Raw genomic sequence first — 19,927 nt, forward strand, 5'->3', positions numbered from 1 at the left:
TTAAAAAATTTCGTTGCTTTAAGTGCAATAGGGAACTTCAAAATAAATCATCTCATTAGCTAATAATATTTTCAGTTTTATAAAATATTTTCAGTTTTAATGTTCATTTACTCATAAAAGAAATATTAAAAAATATATGCCTTAATTAAATTTCTGTCTATTCAAATAATTATTAGTTATTGTAAAAATCTGCTTATTATATGATATAATTAAATCAAAAAAACATTTTAATGTTAGGAGGAATTTATTAATGACCGACTTTAAAAAGAAAGAGCGTGCTTTATTAATGAGTATATGTATGACTGAAAAAATCCCTATAGCTTTGGGAGAACAGCTATTAAAGAGTGCAGAAACTCTGTCTTACGAAATCCAATCTCCATCTTTACGTGTAAAAGAATATGGAGATTTGATAACTTATCACTTTTCTCAAAAAACGAGTGATAAACTATGATCTTTAAAAGAATAGTTTTTGACAACTATAAAACATACTATGGTACTCAACAAGTTGATTTATACATCCCTCCTGAAGTGCGAGAAAAAGAAGGAAAGAATATTATATTAATTGGAGGTTTAAACGGCGCTGGAAAAACCACTATTTTAAAAGCAATTAAGGACGTATTGTATGGAAAAAGAGATATTTCTAACGAAGAGTATAAAAGAATATTTTCTAACGTAATTAATAATACATTTTATGAAGAAGGTGGCAGAGAATGTTCCGTTTCTTTAGTTTTAGAAACAGATATTGGCGAAGAATGGACGATAAAAGTTAAATGGTTCTTTAATGCTTATAAAATGATGACTATGGATGAAAGAGAAGTAACAATCAAATCCCCTAAACTTTATATGCCTAAAAAGAATCTTGTACAAAATATTGAACAATATAATCGTCTCATTGATAAAATTATGCCTTACTACGCTTCCCCCTTCTTCATTTTTGATGGAGAAGAAGTAAAAGAAATAATTGTACGACAAAAACAAGCGGAAATGAAAGAAGCTATCCACAAAATTACTGGCATGAATTCTTACCAACAATTAATTCAGGATTTGAACACTTTAAAAGCGGAAATTGAAACTAAAATTATTAAGGCCCAACGCGGAAACCAATCTCATACACTTCAACTCCAACTTGAAGAGAGTCAATCCAAACTTACTGAGCTAGAAGCTAAGAAAAGAGATTACATTTTTAAAATTCGGGATTTTGAAGAAAAAATTGAAGTATTAAGAACCAAACGGAATAAGATTTATTCGCAGAACTCTCGTTCTAGAGAAGAAATTGTAAAAAGGCAGGGGAAACTCAGCTCCGAAATCGATCAAAAAAAAGAGGCTCTTAATTCTCTTTTAAAAGAAAGTATAGTCCCAATTATTTTGAAAGATAAAGTTTTAGAGTTAAAGAAACGACTAAAATTGGAGAATGAGGTCCGAAATACAAAGCTTGTTAAACAAGCTTCACTAAAACCTTATCGACAATTTATGGAGTCTTTATTGAATATACCTATTACTCCATCTCTCACTTCCGAACAAATTAGTCAAATCAACCAAATTGGAGAGGATATTTGGATTAACCAGCACGAAATTAAAGTGTCTCCTACTAACGAAATACTAGAGCTCCATGATATCTCTTCTAAAGATTATCAAGTTTTACAAAACTATCAAACTCGTGATAGCCATGAAATATCGAATTTAATTAATAGAATCGAAAAGCTTGAACAAGAATTTGAGGCAACCGAAGTAGAGTTGAGAAATGCTCCAGAATTTAAAGATACTGCTATAGAAAATGAGAAGATTGATAGTTTCACTAAACATGTAGGTCAGTTAACTCTTCAGCTTAGATCAACAAATAATAAAATACAAAAAGAAAATGACATTAAAACTAGCATTACAAATAAATTGACACGCTCTTCAGGGTCTACTGGTGATCTGGGACAGCTTAATCAGCAGCTTGAACAAACTAAGGCGGTTATATCCGCAATAAGTAGATATATTTCCGAAGTAACTATATTAAAAGCTAACTTTATTAAAGAAGAGTTCTCACAGATGTTATTAAAGCTTTTCCGAAAGCAAGAAGAATTCGGGAAGATAGAATTTGATATTAATACTTTCACAATCCGTTTATTTAATGACAAGATGCAAGAGATTAGCATTAATGATCGTTCAGCAGGAGAAATGCAGATGATATCTTCGGCTTTAATTTGGGCACTAATTAAAGTTTCAGATTTAGATCTTCCCGTAGTAATAGATACTCCTCTCGGACGCTTGGACAGTCACCATCGTAACCAATTAATTAATAATTATTATAATGACCTAAGTAAACAAGTTATTATTTTGTCTACAGACACTGAAATTACGGACGATTATATAACTGTCATGAAGAATAATTCACATAAGCAATACATGTTAGATTATAATGAAACCAAAAAATATACTCTTATTCGAGAAGGTTATTTCGAATTTATCGGGAGATGATGTAATGGCTAATAGAAGGATGCTTCTCTCGTTAGAAGGTAAAGAAATTCTTGATACATTAACTGCAGCACTTGAATTAGATCGACCAACTGTTATCCATATTGCCTTAGCAAAAGGGATTGCGTCAGATGAATTACCTGTTGAAAATTTCGATCCTAAAAATAGATGGACGATTCCAGACAACATCATTAAAGAAAGAGATTTTTTGTTGTTCAAGCATTTGACCATTCAAAAAGTAAATCATATTTTAAATGATGACGAGTTGCATAAATACATGATTATTTTTATCGAAAATGGGCTGAGAATAATGCAACGTTTGAATAATAATAAAACTTCTATGCAAGATCTTCGCCTCTTAATCTTATAAAAAATAAGCCCGGTACTCTATAGAGAATACCGGGCTTATTACTTATATTCTTTCAGATAATGGACTTATATTGACCACTGTAGGTAATGGCGTGGATAGTTCCCCATTTTCTTTCAAGATTGGACTGTGCACAATACACTGACCCTTTTTTAAGTGAGCTAGCTTAGACTCCCATATTTTTTTCTCACTATTATCCTTTGATAAACTTGCTGCAACGTTTGATAACTCTTGTTCAGGCGGAAGAAAATAAACTTTTTCTGCCGCATTTTGAAGTCTCGCTAGTTCATCTGCGCCTAATTGAGATTTCAAAAATTGGGTAGCATACCAGCCGGACCAGCCAAACTTTCTGCCCTCTGTTAAAATACGTGCAGAAGGGGACTTTTCAGTATGGTCTAGGTTTTGAGCCTCGTCCATTAAAACAGGCAAGGGATGATTTTTATCTCCGAATCTAACTGAATAATTCCAAATATCCCACAAAATAAATTCTGTTATTACTAATTGAACATCTCTTGGGAAAAGTGTCAATTGGATAATGAATACTTCCCCATTTGCATCAGTTACCTTTTTCCAATCAATCGACTCACTAAAATCAAATAAATCACGATCGATTAGTGGGCGAATTTGAGATAGAGCCGTTTTTGCATAACTAGTTCCTGCCTCATCTAATAAATTTTTCAATTTATTAAAATCCATTGCATCTCCATATAGATTCATACCCTCTTGTACTGCTTCATAAATCGCGTTTTGCTGCTGAATTCCAAGACTCTTGTACACAGATGCAAATACACTTTTTACTCTCTCAGCAATATCCGTATTAGATTCTGGAAGTTCTAGACCTCCAATGTTTCTTACATTTCGTTTGAATGGATTAATCGGCAATTTTTCACTGATTACTACTTTTTGTTTTAACTTAGGCCCCAAGTATTCTACAAATTCCGGCTCTAACTGGTTCGGCAAGAATCCTTCGGTATAATCAATAACAATACTAGAAAGACCCAACTTAGCTTTTTCCAAAAGAAGGCATTGCATAAAGTAAGTTTTACCCTGACCTGAGCCACCTGAGATTAATAAATGTCTATTGGCTAAAGACGGATTCCCAAATTCCCAATAAATGTCTCGATTAGAATTTGCTGCTTTTCCAATTTTAATGCGAGTATTTTTGAGTTCTAGCGCCTGAACTTCATCTTTCTCCTCCAACTGCTCCCTCTCTGCTTCCAAAAATTTTTCCACTTCAAGTTCTGATTGAATTTCAATTTCAGGTTTTATTTCGGAAATTTCTTCGTTTTCTTTGTACACATTTGGTTCAAGCTTTTCTCCGGTAATAATTTTAGGTTCACTCACTGCCCTTGAATCCGCTTCAACTTTCGGAATTCTAGGTTCTTCGGTTTCAATTTTCTGTCCTGTATTTTCTTTAATAGAAGAATATGCTTCAGTTACAGGATGATCTAGAGATTTTAAATCCGCCTCTCCAACGGTTTCTTTAGTCTTATATACATTATTATTCTTAAAGAAAACACCTCTCTTTTCAACTCCATACTCTCCCGCTGGAGAGACTAATACAGCGTTAGAATCAGTCTGAGGTCTATAAAGAGTAGATAGCATATCTTCTTTCACGAAGTCTGTTTCTTCCCGTTGAATCCAGTTCCATAAATCCGAAATTGATTTGACTAAACCTTCATAACCGTCTTGTTCCGGCAAGTTCATAATTAATACATTATCTTCTTTGTTTACACTTCTTACATGTGCTTCTTTCTTAAATGAGAGAACTGAACCTTCTCCAATAAATGGTGTAAGGTGTTCTCCAATTTTATATTCTGCTTTCAAAAGTTTTTCTACCATGTCATCAGATATATGATAATTTTTTTGTGGCCATAAGTTGCTTATTTCTAGCTTTCTAGCATTGGCAATTAATAACTGGACAAAAAAGTTCTTATAAAACTTACCTGTAAAACTCTCTCCTTTTTCACCAGTTAAAGTATCTAGAATAACTTTTTTAGTCTTGTGAACTTGTTCTAGAGCTTTTTTCATTACATCGTTGCTGTTAATGCCAATTTTCACTTCAACTGGGTAAAAGTGAAGATAAACTTCATCCTCTATACTTTCCAGCCCAAGCAGCAGAAGATCATCGCTATGACGCCCCGTGACCCCTAAGTTTTTAGCAGTGAAAATACCATCTCTTTTATTCAAACTCACGGCTCCTGCTACTCGAAGAATTTCTTCCATACTTATAGGTACCCAAAGAATATTCGAATGATCAAAATATGAAATCGCATATTTTATAGCAGAGATAATGCTTAGCTTTTCTCGATCAAAATGTCCTTTACTTCCAATAATCCTTAGGAGCCATTCACCATTAAAAGTATTAAAAGCTTTAATTGTATTCAGTACATTTTCTTCTGTGCCATCTACATCTTTATGGCTTAAAAACTCTTTTATAACAGCATAATACTGTGTTGCCTTTTTTGTGACTGTTATAGCATCGAATCGGCTTGACGAAGAATATTGATCACTATAATGAATTACTACCAAATCATCACTGTAATCATTGAAAAATTCTAGATCTACTGCCGGATCGACAAATGTAACCCAATAGGATGATTCGAATACTTTTTCAAGTTTATCTATATCTGTGGTTCTAGTAGTTGAAAGGAGAACTTCACCTTTTTTATAACTATTACTTCCGTAATTCCCTAAATTTGAAGCAAGTTCATTTAGATAAGCAGCCGTTGAAATTACTAAGTTGTTCTCATCTACTTTATACCCTTTTAGTCCAAATCCACTTTTATATAGTTCCTTATCTTTCATAGAAGGAACACTGGTATATAGGCCATCTAATGAAATTCCTGTATTCATTTTTGCAACAGACTGGATTGCAAATTCCTGTTGAGCATGCATTTTATAAAAAGATATATGAGCATACTTTAACTTTTCAAAGTTATGGGTTTTGTAGAATGACATATTCTCCCTTAGTAGCCGCAAGACGTCTTCCGGTTCATAAGCAGCTATTCGATTTAGCTTAATTCCATATTTTTCTTCGAATTCTTCCACTGATGTGATGAATGCAAACTCGTCAAATGCAGAGTCTTCTCCACCAGTTTTATACAAAGTGACTTCCATCGGTTTTACATTAGTTTGTCTACTTGAAATTTCTCCAATTAACCATTGCAAAATCCCTTTCAACACTTCTAAATCATTCTCAATATTAATTATATTAATTTTGATAGGAGCAACTGACTTTTCAATAAAAAGATAAGCGAAATGCTCTCTAAACTGAGCCAATTTATCAGTAACCAACTTGGCTAAATATTGATTTGCATCTGATACAGTAACTTTTTTTACAGATTTAAACACCAACCATTCAGGTGCAGATAATTGGTGATCAGACTTAAATAATTCATTACTGTTTAAATCATTGATGTAGGGAATTAATGCTTCAGCGCTTAGTCGATGTGAGATACTATTATCTACTTCTTCCTGTTTGAGCAATTCAAACACTTTCAACTTGTATGCTATCATCAATGGATGAAAAGGCGTGAAGTAAATCATTTCGTTGGTTACTAGAGTACCAAGTTTGAATAAATCCACACCTTTTTTACCAGCGGGTAACCCTTCTTGAAAATCAGCGATTTCTTTATTGTAAACAGAAATATATTCTTCAGCTCTATTTTTTAATTCCTCTGAAATTGTGGAGAAACTAGAAATAGTTTTTTTTATTTTAAAGACATTTAAATATCGACTATATGCTTCACTTAATTCTTCGCTTAATTGTATTTCTTCCTGAATTAATTCTTCGCCAACAATCTTTCCGTGTCTAAATCCATTTTCAATCCAACGTTCTTCCCAATAGATGAACTCTTTATATTCTGGATGAATATAATATTGACGATTGCCTAGCTCTAACCTATTATTCTCTTTGGTCCATTTTACGTCTTCATTTTTTTCTCGTATCTGTTCCCATAACTTAGCGCCTGCAATAGGAACAGAAGATTGAAGAGCACTTTCTAACACTATTTTTAAAGGCATATATTCAAAATTTAATGTCAGAAATAATTTCTCATCATCATTGAATGCTTCAGCCTGAGGGGATAAAATTACCCTTTCTTCATTTGTAAATTGAATTACTTCATCATTTTTCTCAATACTTATTTCTTTCTCAGAAGGCCCTTCACCGAAACTAAGTTTACCTTCTTCGTAATTTAAAGAAATATACTCTTTTTTTGTTTCGATCGTGTATGATGACTTAATATCGTCGAGAAATCTAGACGGAAAAGGCACTATTAAAACATTAAATTCGGCACTTAACGCAGCTTTCTTTTCATGCTGATATTTTATTTTAAAATATAACGGCTTCACAGCAGAGTTTGTGGCAACACCTGAAATATAATTTTTACCTACATTAATATTCAACTTACTAGAATCTTTTATATCAACAGTAAGGTAAGCAGGATCCATCTTATTAATTTTCCCCTGCAATTCAAAATCAATTCTAAAATCTACTTCTGAAACACCCTCAGGATTAAAAATGATTATATTTCTTTTTCTTTTTCCTGCTGTTGTCTCTGTAATTGATCGATCCCACAATTCGCAACCTTTTGGTAATTTAAAGTTTTTATAAACTAATTTAATATCCTTTAAACCGCTAAGGTAATCCTCATGGAATTTATTAACTGTGGCAAAGGAAGTCTTTTGCCATTCTTCACTTTTCAATTGCTTAGCTCCTTGAGGAGAAAACATTTTTTGAAGAGTCTCTTCGTCGTAGTTGAAATCGTGTGTCTGCTTAACAAACTCAAAAAACCGTCGATTTTCATTTAATCTTTTTTGCTGTTCTTTTCCTTTAAAAGTTTGAAGATCGGAATCTTTAAATAAACCAAATTTAGAATAATCTTCGTCTTCAATTCTTCCTTTTTGGAGAGTTGTAAAAATATCTTCAAATTCAAAAAAAGTAATTCTTTGTACTTCTTGTTCTTTTAAAAGGTTATTTAAATTTTCAATAAGAATGATCTGTTCAGTTTTATCTAAATCACTCTTTTCTATATCATTTTTAAGACCTTGAAAAATAGAACGTGGATGAAGAGGCATCCCCTCTTTTTGAAGATCGCTGCTCCCCCCTTGAATAGAATCTAACTGTTCAGAAACAATACTTAATAAAATTGTATCTTGAAATTCGCCTTTTTGCTCTCCGACTAAATTGCGTAAAGTTACCAAAAAATCAGCTTTAACGAAATCGGAAGTATTTGCCACAACCAAATTTACCTTTCCGAAAGGAAGCGAAAAAGTTTTATATTGTTCTCCAAGGTCATGTTGGTATAGAAACTCTTTAGCTGTCTCGTGTTCTTGCATAACCTGTATAAGCTTTGCTACATCTGATGGCTGATCTAAACGTAGGAAGAAACGATCACCCGCATTTAGTTCTGTATGGTTGAAATACTCTACTAAGAGTGAAGATATATATTTATAAAATAGGTTTGACATACTGAGCATCACCACTATCACTTTTTTTGTCGAGAATGTTATGTGAATCTAAAAGACTTACAAGTTCTTGTCGCGAGTAATAATCTAAAGCAATTCCTCTTTTTTCTAACTCTTTATATAATAAATTTAATGGTATTCTTTTGTCTTTAACAGATATTGCTACGAGCATTAATATAAAGTCGTGTTTTAAATTTAGAACGTAGCCAATGCTTCCTCTTCTCTTGAGAAACATGGACGAACCCAAATCTTCTATGTTTTTACCATATTTAATGGCTACAGTAGTACTAGTTCCTTCTTTTAAGCATTCAAACAAGTTTCTGAATGCCCCTTCTAAGGTTCCTGCTTCCAAAGGCTGGCGTATTTTTGCCCATTCAGAGTAATCTGTTATCCAATTATTTATATCTTTCAAAAACTGGGAAGAATACTCTTCCCCTTTTTCCATTACATTATTATAGATCTCATGATAAGACATGAATGACCAGGGCTCCTCTTCAAAATACCTATCATTAAGTTTGTTATGGCTTAATTGAGATAATGTGTGAATATGAGGAAATAAATTTTCCGCTTTTTCTTGAATAAATTTATATCCGACTAGAGAGTTAGCAACTTTTCTTCGCTTGGTAACTGACTCCCAGTCGAACGCATAATAAAAAGGAAAAACTTCTCTCATACTTCCTCTTTCATACTGTTCAAAATTCCATAAGAGTTGAGATGCATACATAAACGCATAGTAATGAGTTAGTTGAGGGAATGCTTGAATGAAATATTCTTTATGTTTGCTTAAAAATCTTAGATCTTCTTTATATAAATCCGAGATATAACCTAAGAGCGGTTGATATCTGCCTTTTTGAAGACTTGAAGTCATCGATTTTTTAGTCAATATATCTAAGTTAGTAATAATCAATTCTGTTAAAATATCTTCGGCTTCTTTTTGGTTGAAGAATTCCGAGATTTCTTGATCACCTTTTAACAAAGTATCTTGTAAAAAACGAGCGTACTTGCCAAATTCATTTGTTAACTTTTTCTCGATAGGTACAAAGTTAAATAAGTAAGGATGAATTGTATTCATACGCTCTTGGTTAAATAAATATTCATCAATAAATCTTATAAAATCATATTTTGCTTCATCATCTTCAAAGTCAATTTTTGAAGCTATGTGCTCGCTTAAAATATTTTTTCCAGATTCAAATTCACGTAAATCACTGGAAATAGCCTTTTCATCGACTCTTATTTCCGTAATATGTCTCACATATTCCCCAATCATTTTATGAAATTGAGTATTTAAATTATCTGTTCTTTTAGATTGAAAAGGCAATACATCTGCAATTCGACCAGTATCATGTTTTTTCTTATCAATGAGTAGATTTTTTAAATACTCTCGATCAATTATTTCTGGCATACTCTACTCCCTCTCAAAAACTAATGATCCAAAATCATCACGCTTAATTTTGTAAAACTTATTTTCCCGTGGGAAATTAATTAGCAGCTCTTTATGTTTATTCCCAAACTTCATTACATTTTCAAGAAATTCAGTAAACTTTATTGCATCATCTTCATCACTTTTATTTGGTCTATATCCATTAGCTACCTTAGATAAAAGCGAATACAGAGGATAATCAATATCTAACAATGCCTCTTCTGTCGTATTTTCATTTTTATAGCCTACTGTTATAGCAGCTTTGAATGTGTAAAGGATTAAATCTTCCCTTTTATTAATATGAGTTATCACCGGTTTAACCGAAAAGCTTTGTCCTAATTTATATTTATCAAAGGGGTGACTCATCAGCACATAATTCTTTTTTAAAGTGCCTTTCCATTGATAAATAATATCTTTAAACTTTTCGTAAAAATCTCTGATCTTTTTCATATCGCCTGTATTGAAGTGAAAAAGTGAGACCATATAAGTTTCATAAGCCTCATCGCGAATAGATTTGGCAAAATTTACGTTTATTAGATAGACAATTCTTATAAATCCTTCAAAATACTCAGAGAACAATTCAGGGAGTAATTCATTATTTGTCTCAAAGTATTTTAACCATTTACGAGAGATTTCATCATTAATATATTCGTCATTAATAGCTTTCCAATCATTTAAAGTATTCAACTCGATAATCAACTGATCAGTAGTAGATGTTCTGAAATGGATAGGGTCGAAATAAGTGATAGTCTTTAATACAAGAGAGCGATCTGCACTATTAAATAACAAAGTAGGAAGTGCATTTTGAATTTTTTCGAAATTGGTTAATTCATCAATCGGATCTAAGTTTTCGCAAATTAATATATCAGCCATAAAGTTCAAAAATGCTCTTGTCGAAATCACTAGCTTTTTCTTAACAATCGTTTGAATTAAAAGAGAAATAACTTGCTTTTGCACAAACTTATTTTTTAAAAAATCATAATTCTCATGAAGCATTGTCCGATAATTTCTTTGTTTATCATTCTTATAAGCAAGATAAAAGGGATTATTCTCATCTTCCTTACATACCTTGTCTAGTAAAGATTGATAGAACTCAGAAACTGGACCATCTGCAGTTAGTTCATAAGAATGGTAGTCTGTAAAATTAAAAAGATTAAACTGATTCATCTCAAAATTTGTTACGATGTTCTGTGAAAAAAGATTACTGCTTTCTATAAAAGCTTTTAACTTGCTGAAACTAGCCATTTTGTGATCAAGGTTTACAAAATTATGTAGTACCCCTAAATTAATAGCTAGAATAGTTTTTTCAGTGGCTGAGTCGATCCTTTCATCAGAAAAGGGAAGTAATAATTCTTCCAAAGTTTCTAGAGCATCTTTACCTGGAGAGAAACTTTCAGTAGCATCGTTGTGAATAAAATACTCTCTCATAATTTCAGGATATTTCTTATTCATATACGCGAGTAAATGAGATTTCCCATCTCCGACACTTCCGCATAATAAAATTAGGCTTGCAACATTCTTATGACTTTGCTTTAGGAGAACGTCTTCAAGATCTAGTTGAATTTTCCTGTCAACATGCATGTATTCTTTAAATCCACTAAATTCATTAGCATTTTCAATCGCTTCTTTTGCAGAGTCTTTTAAACGCGATACTTCTTTCAATAACGAACTATCTTCTACTATATTCACTTTATTCTTTTTTATATTTGACGCTGAGTCATCTTTAATTCCTTCTTTACGCCCTTCTCCATTCTCAACTTCCCGCTTACTGTGAGGCTCTTTATTTTCTTCTTCTTTCAAAGGTGTATCCTTTGAAGAAGTATCAGCTTCTTCATATTTTGAGGAATTGTTCGATATTATATTATTTTCTTCCAATGCATTCTTTATTATATCTTTAATATCTTCAATTCCAGGACTGGCATTTGGCTTTGGGTGTCTATAAGGTGGTATTATTTCTTGCTCTGAGGTGTAAATTTCATAAAACCAAACCGCAATCTTATACATTTCTTTATGTAACTGAAAAGCTGCCATTATATCTTCATACGTTCCATCGTGAGCAGCTTTATTGCCGGATCGACGAATAGTGTCAAATGCATGCTGAATTTCTCTTACTATATATTCATTATTTGAAAGATATAAAACCTTATCATAAAAAGTTGTTAGATAAGTAGTATCTATCTTTTCGATTTTAAATACTTCTTTTAAAACCTCTTCTGCAAACAAACGAGCTTTCACTATAGCGCTAGCTGAGTCAGTAAAAAATAATTGCTCCATTTTAAATGCTGCTTGACTAGCATATGGAATAGATTTCTCTAAAAACTGAAATAAAAATTCATGTTTATAATAACTCTGCAATATTATCACTCCAATGCCTTCTATCTTTAGTATAATTTTAACATATATTTGCTCATAATTAGGAGATTTATTGTGCTCTAATATAAAGAATAAATGTTCGCATTTTAGTATTAAATAATTGAAGATTTATTAAAAGAAGCATATAATATTTTATATTACGTACGTAAAAGGAGAAATTTCTATGGACTCTAATTTTAGTTATACATTTCCTGCCCTTAAAGGCGTTCAAGCGAATAAAGAATATTTTGTAGTTATGTGTCCTTTAAGAATTATTCCGAAAATTTTTCTATTCGATGAGGAAGAAATTCCACCAGAACATAGAGCCCAAAGAATTTTAAATAAATCGCGCATTCCAGAAATGACAAATTATATAGTAGAAAATCAAAAAGATTATGTGTTTTCTTCAATCACTGCCTCTATCGATGGGGAAATCGAATTTTTCCCTTTTGATCAGAACCCATCCTCTCAAGACCTAGGACAATTAAGAGTTTCTCTAGATGCAAGATTTTTAATAAACGATGGTCAACATAGACGGGCTGCTATAGAAGAAGCTTTAAAAATATCACCTGAATTAGGTAATGAGACAATTTCAGTGGTCTTTTTTCATGACGTTGGACTTAAACACTCTCAACAAATATTCTCAGATCTTAATAGGCATGCAGTTAATACAACTTCATCTATCGGTATTCTTTACGATTATCGTGATCAACTCGCTATGGTTACAAAAGATATTATAAACGCTATACCACTTTTAACTCGTTATACGGACAAAGAACGTGTTTCACTTTCCAAAAATTCACCAAAAATTTTGGCTTTAAATCACTTGTTTAACGCCAATTTAAAATTACTTGGAAAAACTAAGGGCGATGAAATTACTAGTGAAGAAGAAAGTTTTTTAAAAGAATTTTGGAAACTCCTCTGTGAATCCATAGTAGAATGGAACATGGTTTTAAGGAAAGAGTTATCTCCAAGAGACTTAAGAGCAAACTACATATTAGGACATGGTGTGTTTGTCGAAGCAATTGGTTTGCTCGGTAATTACTTAAAGAATTATCATGAAGAAGACTGGGAAAAATACGTAACAAAATTATCTGATCTTGATTGGAGCCGGAGCAATACTACAGATTGGTTAGATCGGTCTTTTAATCAAAATGGAAGAATACAAAAAACATCATCTACTGTACAGCTAACATCTAACCGTATTAAACAATTACTAGGGCTACCCTTAACTGACGCTGAAGCGCAAATAGAGAAAAAATTTTTTAATGGAGGTGCCTGAGAATGAGCATGGGCATAATAAGCAATTTTTTAAATAAAGAACAATCTTTTATTAACGATGCAAAAGAATATATTAAGAGCGCATATAAAGAAGATGATCGTCCTTGGGTCGTTGGATATAGTGGAGGAAAAGATTCTACTGTTGTAGTTCAACTAGTATTTGAAGCTTTAGACGAGTTACCAAAAGATGAGTTGCACAAAAAGGTATATGTCATTTCTTCAGATACATTAGTAGAAACTCCTCTAATCATAAATTCAATCAATCAAACCTTGAGACGAATTCAGGATGAAGCTTTAATTAGAAACCTGCCAATCGAAACACATAAAGTTAAACCACTTATGTCTCAATCATTCTGGGTAAGCATTATAGGTAAAGGTTACCCTTCTCCAAATCAACAATTTAGATGGTGTACAGACCGCTTGAAAATTGATCCTGCTAACCAATTTGTAAAAGATAAAGTTTCCATTTTTGGAGAAGTCACTATGGTATTGGGTGTCCGGGAAGATGAAAGTGCTACAAGAGGAAATTCTATACGCTCCCACACAGTAGACGGAAAAACTTTTATGAAACATTCAACTTTATCCAATGCATTTGTTTATGCTCCAATTCGTCACTTTACACTTGATGACGTTTGGGATTATCTTTTAAATTACCCTTCTCCTTGGGGCGATGACAATCATGAACTACACCAGTTATATCAAGATTCTAACAGTGGAGAATGTCCACTTGTAATTGATAAATCAACTAAAGAAAGTGCTGGTTCATGTGGAAATAGTAGATTCGGATGCTGGGTTTGTACAGTAGTTAATGAAGACAAAGCATTAAACGGATTTATTCAAAGTGGACATGATTGGATGAAACCTTTATTAGATTTCAGAAATTGGCTTGCTGATATTCGAGATGATCGTACAATGCGAATGAAGTATAGAAGACACGGTCAAATTTATTACAACGATGTAAAAGTGGAAGAACATGACGGCGATCAATTTGTTTTTATTCCCAAAAAATCTAATCGTGCTAAACAATACATTCCTATTGAAAATTTTGTACAAGTAAATAAAGCCGAACTTAATGAGTATCTAACAATCAATAATATTGATTTAAGCCAAGGGGAAGTTCCGCAAATTCTTGTGATTTCTGAAGAAGAAGCTTTGGATGGAAAAATGGTAAAAAAATATTCTCAACTCGGTTTAGGACCTTATACTCTAGAAGCACGCAAAGAAATTCTTTCAAGACTATTAACGGTTCAGAAAAACTTAAAACATCCGGATGACCCTCACTTTGAACTAATTCGCACTGAAGAGCTAAAAGAGATTCGTAAAATTTGGTTTGACCATGGCGACTGGGAAGATCAACTGCCACAGCTATTCCAAGATATTATGGGATATTCTTTAGACTGGGAAATCGATGACCGCCCATTATTTGATAAAGAACAGATTTCGGATTTAGAACTTTTAGCAGAACAATATAAAGTTGATATGAACACCATCAAAAAGTTAGTCTCTATCGAAAAAGACTTTTCAGGCTATAAAGTTCGCCGAGGGTTAATGGACGAAATTGGAAAAACTTTAAAACAAGATTACTTACATCTTTAAAAACAAAAATTGAGGCGAAAATATGATATTAAACGAAATACACTTAACAAATATCGGTGCATATAGAGGAAACAATATTTTCGATCTTAGAACTTCTTCTAATAACAATGTGATATTAATCGGTGGAGAAAATGGAGCAGGAAAAACTACTTTATTAAATGCAATTAAAGTGGGGTTATTTGGATCTTTTGGTTTTGGTTATAAAAATGATAGCAATGATTACTTTAAAAGAGTGAGCAGTTTACTCAACAATGCCGCTAAAAAAGTGGGAGAAAATAATTTCAAGATTAAATTGAACTTCACTTTGGTGGATGGTTATGAAAAAACAGATTACATCTTATACAGACATTGGCGTTTCAAAAATAACAGTCTAAAAGAATCTTATGATTTGGTGGCTAATGGTCATCATCTTTCCGAACAAGAAAAAGAATTTTTTCAATCTAAATTGAAAGAAGTTATGCCTCCTCAATTGCTGGATCTATGTTTGTTTGATGGAGAAGAGATTTCGAGGATTGTAAATGAAGATTTACTATCAAGCTATTTAAAGAAACTATCAAAAGTGGTTTTTAACTTAGATATATTCGAGACGTTAGAATCTGATTTAGAAACATATTCTAACCAATCTATTGATTTAAAGAAAATGGAGTCTGCTGAACGCGAACTATATGAGCTTAATTCTCAGGAGAAAGCATTAAAAGAAAAGATTCTCTTTTCTACTGAAAAAGCAGAACAATTACGAGCAAAACAAATAATGTTAAACGATGAATATAAACAGTATAAAAACGATTTCGAAAAAAATGGCGGCCTTGCTAAAACAGCTAGAGAAGAAATTTTAAAAGAGATAAATACTTTAGAATATGAGAGAAAACAGAACTCCGAAAGTATAAAGGAGTTTGTTTCTTCTTCTCTTCCCTTCCATTTATCATTGAATTTGCTTGACGATGTACGAAAACAAATCGCAAGTGAAGAGTCTCTCCACTTTGCTGAAGTATTAGATACAAAGTTAAACATTGAACAACTGGAACAAATTTTAAATTCCCTTGGTCACCCTGTTTCAATTGCTTCAATGGATACTTTAAAAGCAGGTTTATTATCTTCTATTAAACCTCAAAAGGACATTCCACTAGTTCACGGTGCTTCATTCTCGGAAAGTAGCCTGGTGGAAAATACGTATATTAAAACAGCTAATAGTTCACGTGCTGAATATATAGGGAAAATTAATCAAAATAACCTTAAGCTTCAGGAACTTAGAGTACTCAGAGAAAAACTTAAAATCAACGATACTACTAATGAATTTTCAGAGATGTTGATCGCAATGGAAAAAATCCAAAATGATCTTGCTGTTATTAATGAAGAATTAAAAGCAGAAGAAACTTTGTTGTCACAGTTGAACTCAAGTTTAAATCATGTTCTAACTGGATTAGACAAGGTTCGCCACTTGCTAAAAGACAGTGAAAAAACCTCTAGCTCATTTTTAGAATCACAAAAAATCATTGCTCTAAGTCGCCGCTTTAGAGAAATACAGTTGCAGAAAAAACTTCAACAAGTTCAATTCGAAGCTTCTGTTATGCTTAAAAGAATTTTACGTAAGCAAAATTATGTATCATCTATCGTGATTGATCCCCAAACTTATGAAGTACGATTACTAGATCATAATAAGGAATATCTTGAAAAAAGTACTCTTTCAGCTGGAGAAAAGCAAATCTTATTACTTTCTATTATTTGGTCTATCTTCCAATGTTCTGGAAGAAGAGTTCCGTTTATCTTCGATACATTGCTTGGAAGACTCGACAAAACTCATAAAGCTTCCCTTTTAAAAGATTTCATTCCAAATATGGGGAAACAAGCTATCATATTGTCTACTGATACGGAAATAGACGAAGTACATTACAACATATTAAAAGAACATATTGCTCAAGAATATACATTGGATTTTGATGTAGAAAGAAATTCTACCAATATTCATAATAAATACTTCCCTTTTAAAGATCGCGAGGTCAAAATATGAATTTCAGATTAAAAACATCTGCAAATGCTCAAGAAAAGCTACTTTCTTTACAAGCTGCTACAGGCTTTACTTGGAACATTCTATCTAGACTGGCAGTAACATTGTCTTTAAAAGACCCTTCACTGCCTATTCCAGTTGAAGATAAGACTGGATTAGAAATTCATCGAAATGCTATGACTGGTGAAAATGATTATGTTTTTAAAGCTTTGATCAGACAACACGCCATGAAAAATATTAGTGATGAAGAATATTTTCCGAATCTATTTAATGCTCATTTAGAAAGAGGAATAAGTCTATTAGAAAATGAGTATAAATATGCCGGAAACTACGAAAAATTCCTTTTGAATCTTTTAAATATGGAGGTGTAAACATTTAATGCTTTACTTAGACAATAGTGCTACTACACAAGTTGATCCCGAAGTTTTTGAAGCTATGCTGCCATTTTTAAAAGAAGAATTCGGTAATCCTTCCAGTAAGTACTATCCGCAAGCTGTCAATTCTAATAAAGCTGTGGAATCAGCTCGACAACAAGTAGCGGATTTACTAGGCGCCTCTTCAAAAGAAATTATTTTCACTAGTGGTTCAACGGAAGGAAACAATATGATTATCAAAGGCGTAGCTGACTACTATTCCGATAAAGGGAACCATATCATTACTACAGCAACTGAGCATCCTTCTGTTTTAGAAACTTGTCGATATTTAGAAACCAAAGGATTTGAAGTAACTTATCTTCCTGTTGATCAATATGGAAGAATTGATCTAGAAGAATTTAAGACATCCGTTAAAGACTCCACTATTTTAGTTACTGTTATTTGGGGTAACAATGAATTGGGTTCACTGAATAATATTAAGGAAATCTCTGATTACTGCTTAGTTCAGGATGTGTTCTTCCATACTGATGCTACACAAGTAATTGGAAAAGTAGATATTAATTTGGAAGACTATCCTGGGGTCAGCTTTCTTTCTTGTTCTTCTCATAAATTTCACGGTCCAAAAGGTGTTGGCTGTGTTTACATTAAAAAAGATCAGTATGATATGCTAATTCCTCTGACTCCTCTTTATCACGGGGGCGGTCAAGAAAACAATATTCGAAGCGGAACTTTAGCTGTCCCAGGGATTGTCGGTATTGGAAAAGCAGCCGAATTAGCTAAAGAAAGAATGCCAGAGAATATTGAGCGATTAAAAGAAAATGAGGATTATCTTACCAAGATATTAAAAGAAAAGTTTGCAGCAGTAATTGTTTTTAACAATGATGTTTCTAATAAAATTCCCGGTATATTAAATGTTCAATTCAAAGGTATTAATAATGAGCTACTGCTTAAACAGCTTGCACCAGTGATTGCTGCTTCGACTGGTTCGGCTTGTAGTTCGAGTAAGCCTTCCCATGTGCTGCAGGCTATAGGGCTTACATTGGAACAGATTAGATCTACTGTAAGATTTTCGATGTCTCCTCAGCTTATTAAGGAAGATTTGGATGTTTTTAAAGAGTTATGAAGTTACAGATGAGAACGTTACAAATGCCCCCAGATGAGATCACTACTTTAGTGTTAACCATCTGGGGGCATTTCATTCATCAACAATATCATTCTCCTTTATCTCTAAGAACTTCTTATCTTTCAAAAAGGAGTCCATCCTTTTTCAAACCCATTTATTTCAGCATATTCGTATAGTTTTTTAAATAACTGGAAATTATATTTCTCCATTTCGTATTTCACATGAACGTCTCCTGTTTGTAGAAAAATCTGATTGCGCTGGTGAAGCTTCTCAAGGTATTTTTCAGCTGGTAGCTTACTTCCTTTCTTTGAATTTAAAGATTGAGAAGTAAGAACAAAATTCCAAAGATCATCTGTATGCACAAAACTCCATGGCACAAAATGATCTACCGCAATAGATCTAGTTGTCGTAGTTAGTTCTTTTTCTGTATAAAAACATTTATTTCCAGCATTCTTTAATATCATATGCTGATACTGTTGTAAGGATTCACGTTTAGTTATATTTTCAATTTCTTCTAATACGATTCCTCTAGAAATATAAGGGTTTTTATCATGAAGAAATTTAGCTAATTCATAATTTATAAGTTTAAATATAGTAGTTTGATGCTTAAGTAGAAATTCTAAACTTGATTGTGTTAAAGTGATGTTCTTTTCTTTTTTTGAAAAACTATATATTATTCTATTGGTATCTTCGAACAAGGCCCCCACAACGTACCTGTTAATTATTTTATTCTCAACTTTTTTTATAATTCCTTGCTGTTGATTCTCATTAATAGACTCAAAAGATAATCCTTCAGGAATGTTAAAAACTATTTGTGATCCCTTTAATTCTTTTTCAATTTGTGCATTATTCCCTTGAGAATAGCCATTACGAACTACTAAATTCCAATATAACTTTGCAAAGGATTGTGCAATTTGAGTAAAGGAAATTTCGAGATTGCAGTTTGTTTTATATATGTTCTCTAATATCGCCCTTAATAAGGCGAACTTATATGTAGTAGTTTTCATAGACTTTGATGAGAGGGTTTTAACTATAACAGTCCAAAGTTGATCTTCTGTAACCGTTTCATAAGTTACACTACCTTCGTTTAATTTCCAGCCTTCAGCCACAACTCTCCTCTTTTCTATCAGCTTTTTTAAATTAGTCTTTTACATCTATTAAAGAACTCATTTTTAAATATTCTATTTTATCTCCCTTATATTCAAAATTTTTACAACTGTAAAGAAGAAGCTTAATGATTTCTACTGCAACTTGAATTAACTCTATAATATCTGCTAACTTTTTCAACGCCGCTTTTTACTTGCATTATAGTATTCTTCCAATTCTTCGTAATTTTTTTCTTCAATTCGATATTCTTCTTCAGATAACATGCACATAGAGAATTCTTTTCCGGTGCTTTTAATTATTTTCCGTATGTTATCTCTTATTAATTTTTTATATTGCATCCTGTCTACTTTCCCTTACAAATTTCTTACTT

Annotated in this window: 12 protein-coding genes; 8 read left to right on the top strand and 4 right to left on the bottom strand. The window is 32.4% G+C overall.

Annotation, left to right across the window (positions count from 1 at the left end):
- The first annotated feature begins 250 nt into the window (after positions 1-250).
- From AC2EXB_RS17465 to AC2EXB_RS17475, 3 genes are read left to right on the top strand one after another with little or no spacing between them, the layout of a single operon-like run.
- Complete coding sequence (locus AC2EXB_RS17465) at positions 251-451, top strand: hypothetical protein (RefSeq protein WP_483602519.1); 201 nt, start codon at positions 251-253, stop codon at positions 449-451.
- Positions 448-2,463 carry a DNA sulfur modification protein DndD gene (gene dndD / locus AC2EXB_RS17470; protein ID WP_483602520.1) on the top strand — a complete coding sequence of 672 codons (2,016 nt, stop codon included), beginning with the start codon at positions 448-450 and terminating at the stop codon, positions 2,461-2,463. Before AC2EXB_RS17465 ends, dndD (AC2EXB_RS17470) begins: the two co-directional genes overlap by 4 nt.
- Positions 2,464-2,467: 4 nt before the next feature.
- Positions 2,468-2,830, top strand: coding sequence for a hypothetical protein (locus AC2EXB_RS17475; protein ID WP_483602521.1), 363 nt, complete (start codon positions 2,468-2,470; stop codon positions 2,828-2,830).
- A 42-nt stretch (positions 2,831-2,872) separates the two neighbouring features.
- On the opposite strand, the gene dptH is transcribed toward AC2EXB_RS17475, so the two are convergent.
- The 3 genes from dptH to dptF are packed head-to-tail and all read right to left on the bottom strand — an operon-like array spanning position 2,873 to position 12,083.
- Positions 2,873-8,302 carry a DNA phosphorothioation-dependent restriction protein DptH gene (gene dptH, locus AC2EXB_RS17480; RefSeq protein ID WP_483602522.1) on the bottom strand — a complete coding sequence of 1,810 codons (5,430 nt, stop codon included), beginning with the start codon at positions 8,300-8,302 and terminating at the stop codon, positions 2,873-2,875.
- Entirely contained in the window at positions 8,283-9,701 is a 1,419-nt protein-coding gene (gene dptG / locus AC2EXB_RS17485) for a DNA phosphorothioation-dependent restriction protein DptG (protein ID WP_483602523.1), read from the bottom strand. Before dptG ends, dptH begins: the two co-directional genes overlap by 20 nt.
- A gap of 3 nt (positions 9,702-9,704) precedes the next feature.
- The gene (dptF, locus tag AC2EXB_RS17490; RefSeq protein WP_483602524.1) at positions 9,705-12,083 is read right to left on the bottom strand and encodes a DNA phosphorothioation-dependent restriction protein DptF; all 2,379 of its coding nucleotides are present in this window, start codon (positions 12,081-12,083) and stop codon (positions 9,705-9,707) included.
- A 172-nt stretch (positions 12,084-12,255) separates the two neighbouring features.
- Here dptF and dndB point away from each other — a divergent pair, with 172 nt between their 5' ends.
- The 5 genes from dndB to AC2EXB_RS17515 are packed head-to-tail and all read left to right on the top strand — an operon-like array spanning position 12,256 to position 18,450.
- Entirely contained in the window at positions 12,256-13,353 is a 1,098-nt protein-coding gene (dndB, locus tag AC2EXB_RS17495) for a DNA sulfur modification protein DndB (protein WP_483602525.1), read from the top strand.
- A gap of 2 nt (positions 13,354-13,355) precedes the next feature.
- Positions 13,356-14,948, top strand: coding sequence for a DNA phosphorothioation system sulfurtransferase DndC (dndC, locus tag AC2EXB_RS17500; RefSeq protein WP_483602526.1), 1,593 nt, complete (start codon positions 13,356-13,358; stop codon positions 14,946-14,948).
- Between the two features lie 22 nt (positions 14,949-14,970).
- Entirely contained in the window at positions 14,971-16,956 is a 1,986-nt protein-coding gene (gene dndD / locus AC2EXB_RS17505) for a DNA sulfur modification protein DndD (protein ID WP_483602527.1), read from the top strand.
- Positions 16,953-17,324 (top strand): DNA sulfur modification protein DndE, encoded by a 372-nt coding sequence (gene dndE / locus AC2EXB_RS17510; protein WP_483602528.1) that lies wholly within the window; start codon positions 16,953-16,955, stop codon positions 17,322-17,324. Before dndD (AC2EXB_RS17505) ends, dndE begins: the two co-directional genes overlap by 4 nt.
- A 7-nt stretch (positions 17,325-17,331) precedes the next feature.
- On the top strand, positions 17,332-18,450 hold the full coding sequence (locus AC2EXB_RS17515; protein ID WP_483602529.1) for a cysteine desulfurase family protein: 1,119 nt from the start codon (positions 17,332-17,334) through the stop codon (positions 18,448-18,450).
- 122 nt (positions 18,451-18,572) lie between these two features.
- Here AC2EXB_RS17515 and AC2EXB_RS17520 read toward each other — a convergent pair whose 3' ends face one another.
- Positions 18,573-19,559 (bottom strand): HNH endonuclease domain-containing protein, encoded by a 987-nt coding sequence (locus tag AC2EXB_RS17520; RefSeq protein WP_483602530.1) that lies wholly within the window; start codon positions 19,557-19,559, stop codon positions 18,573-18,575.
- Between the last annotated feature and the right edge of the window lie 368 nt (positions 19,560-19,927).

Source organism: Planococcus alkaliphilus (assembly GCF_057031095.1).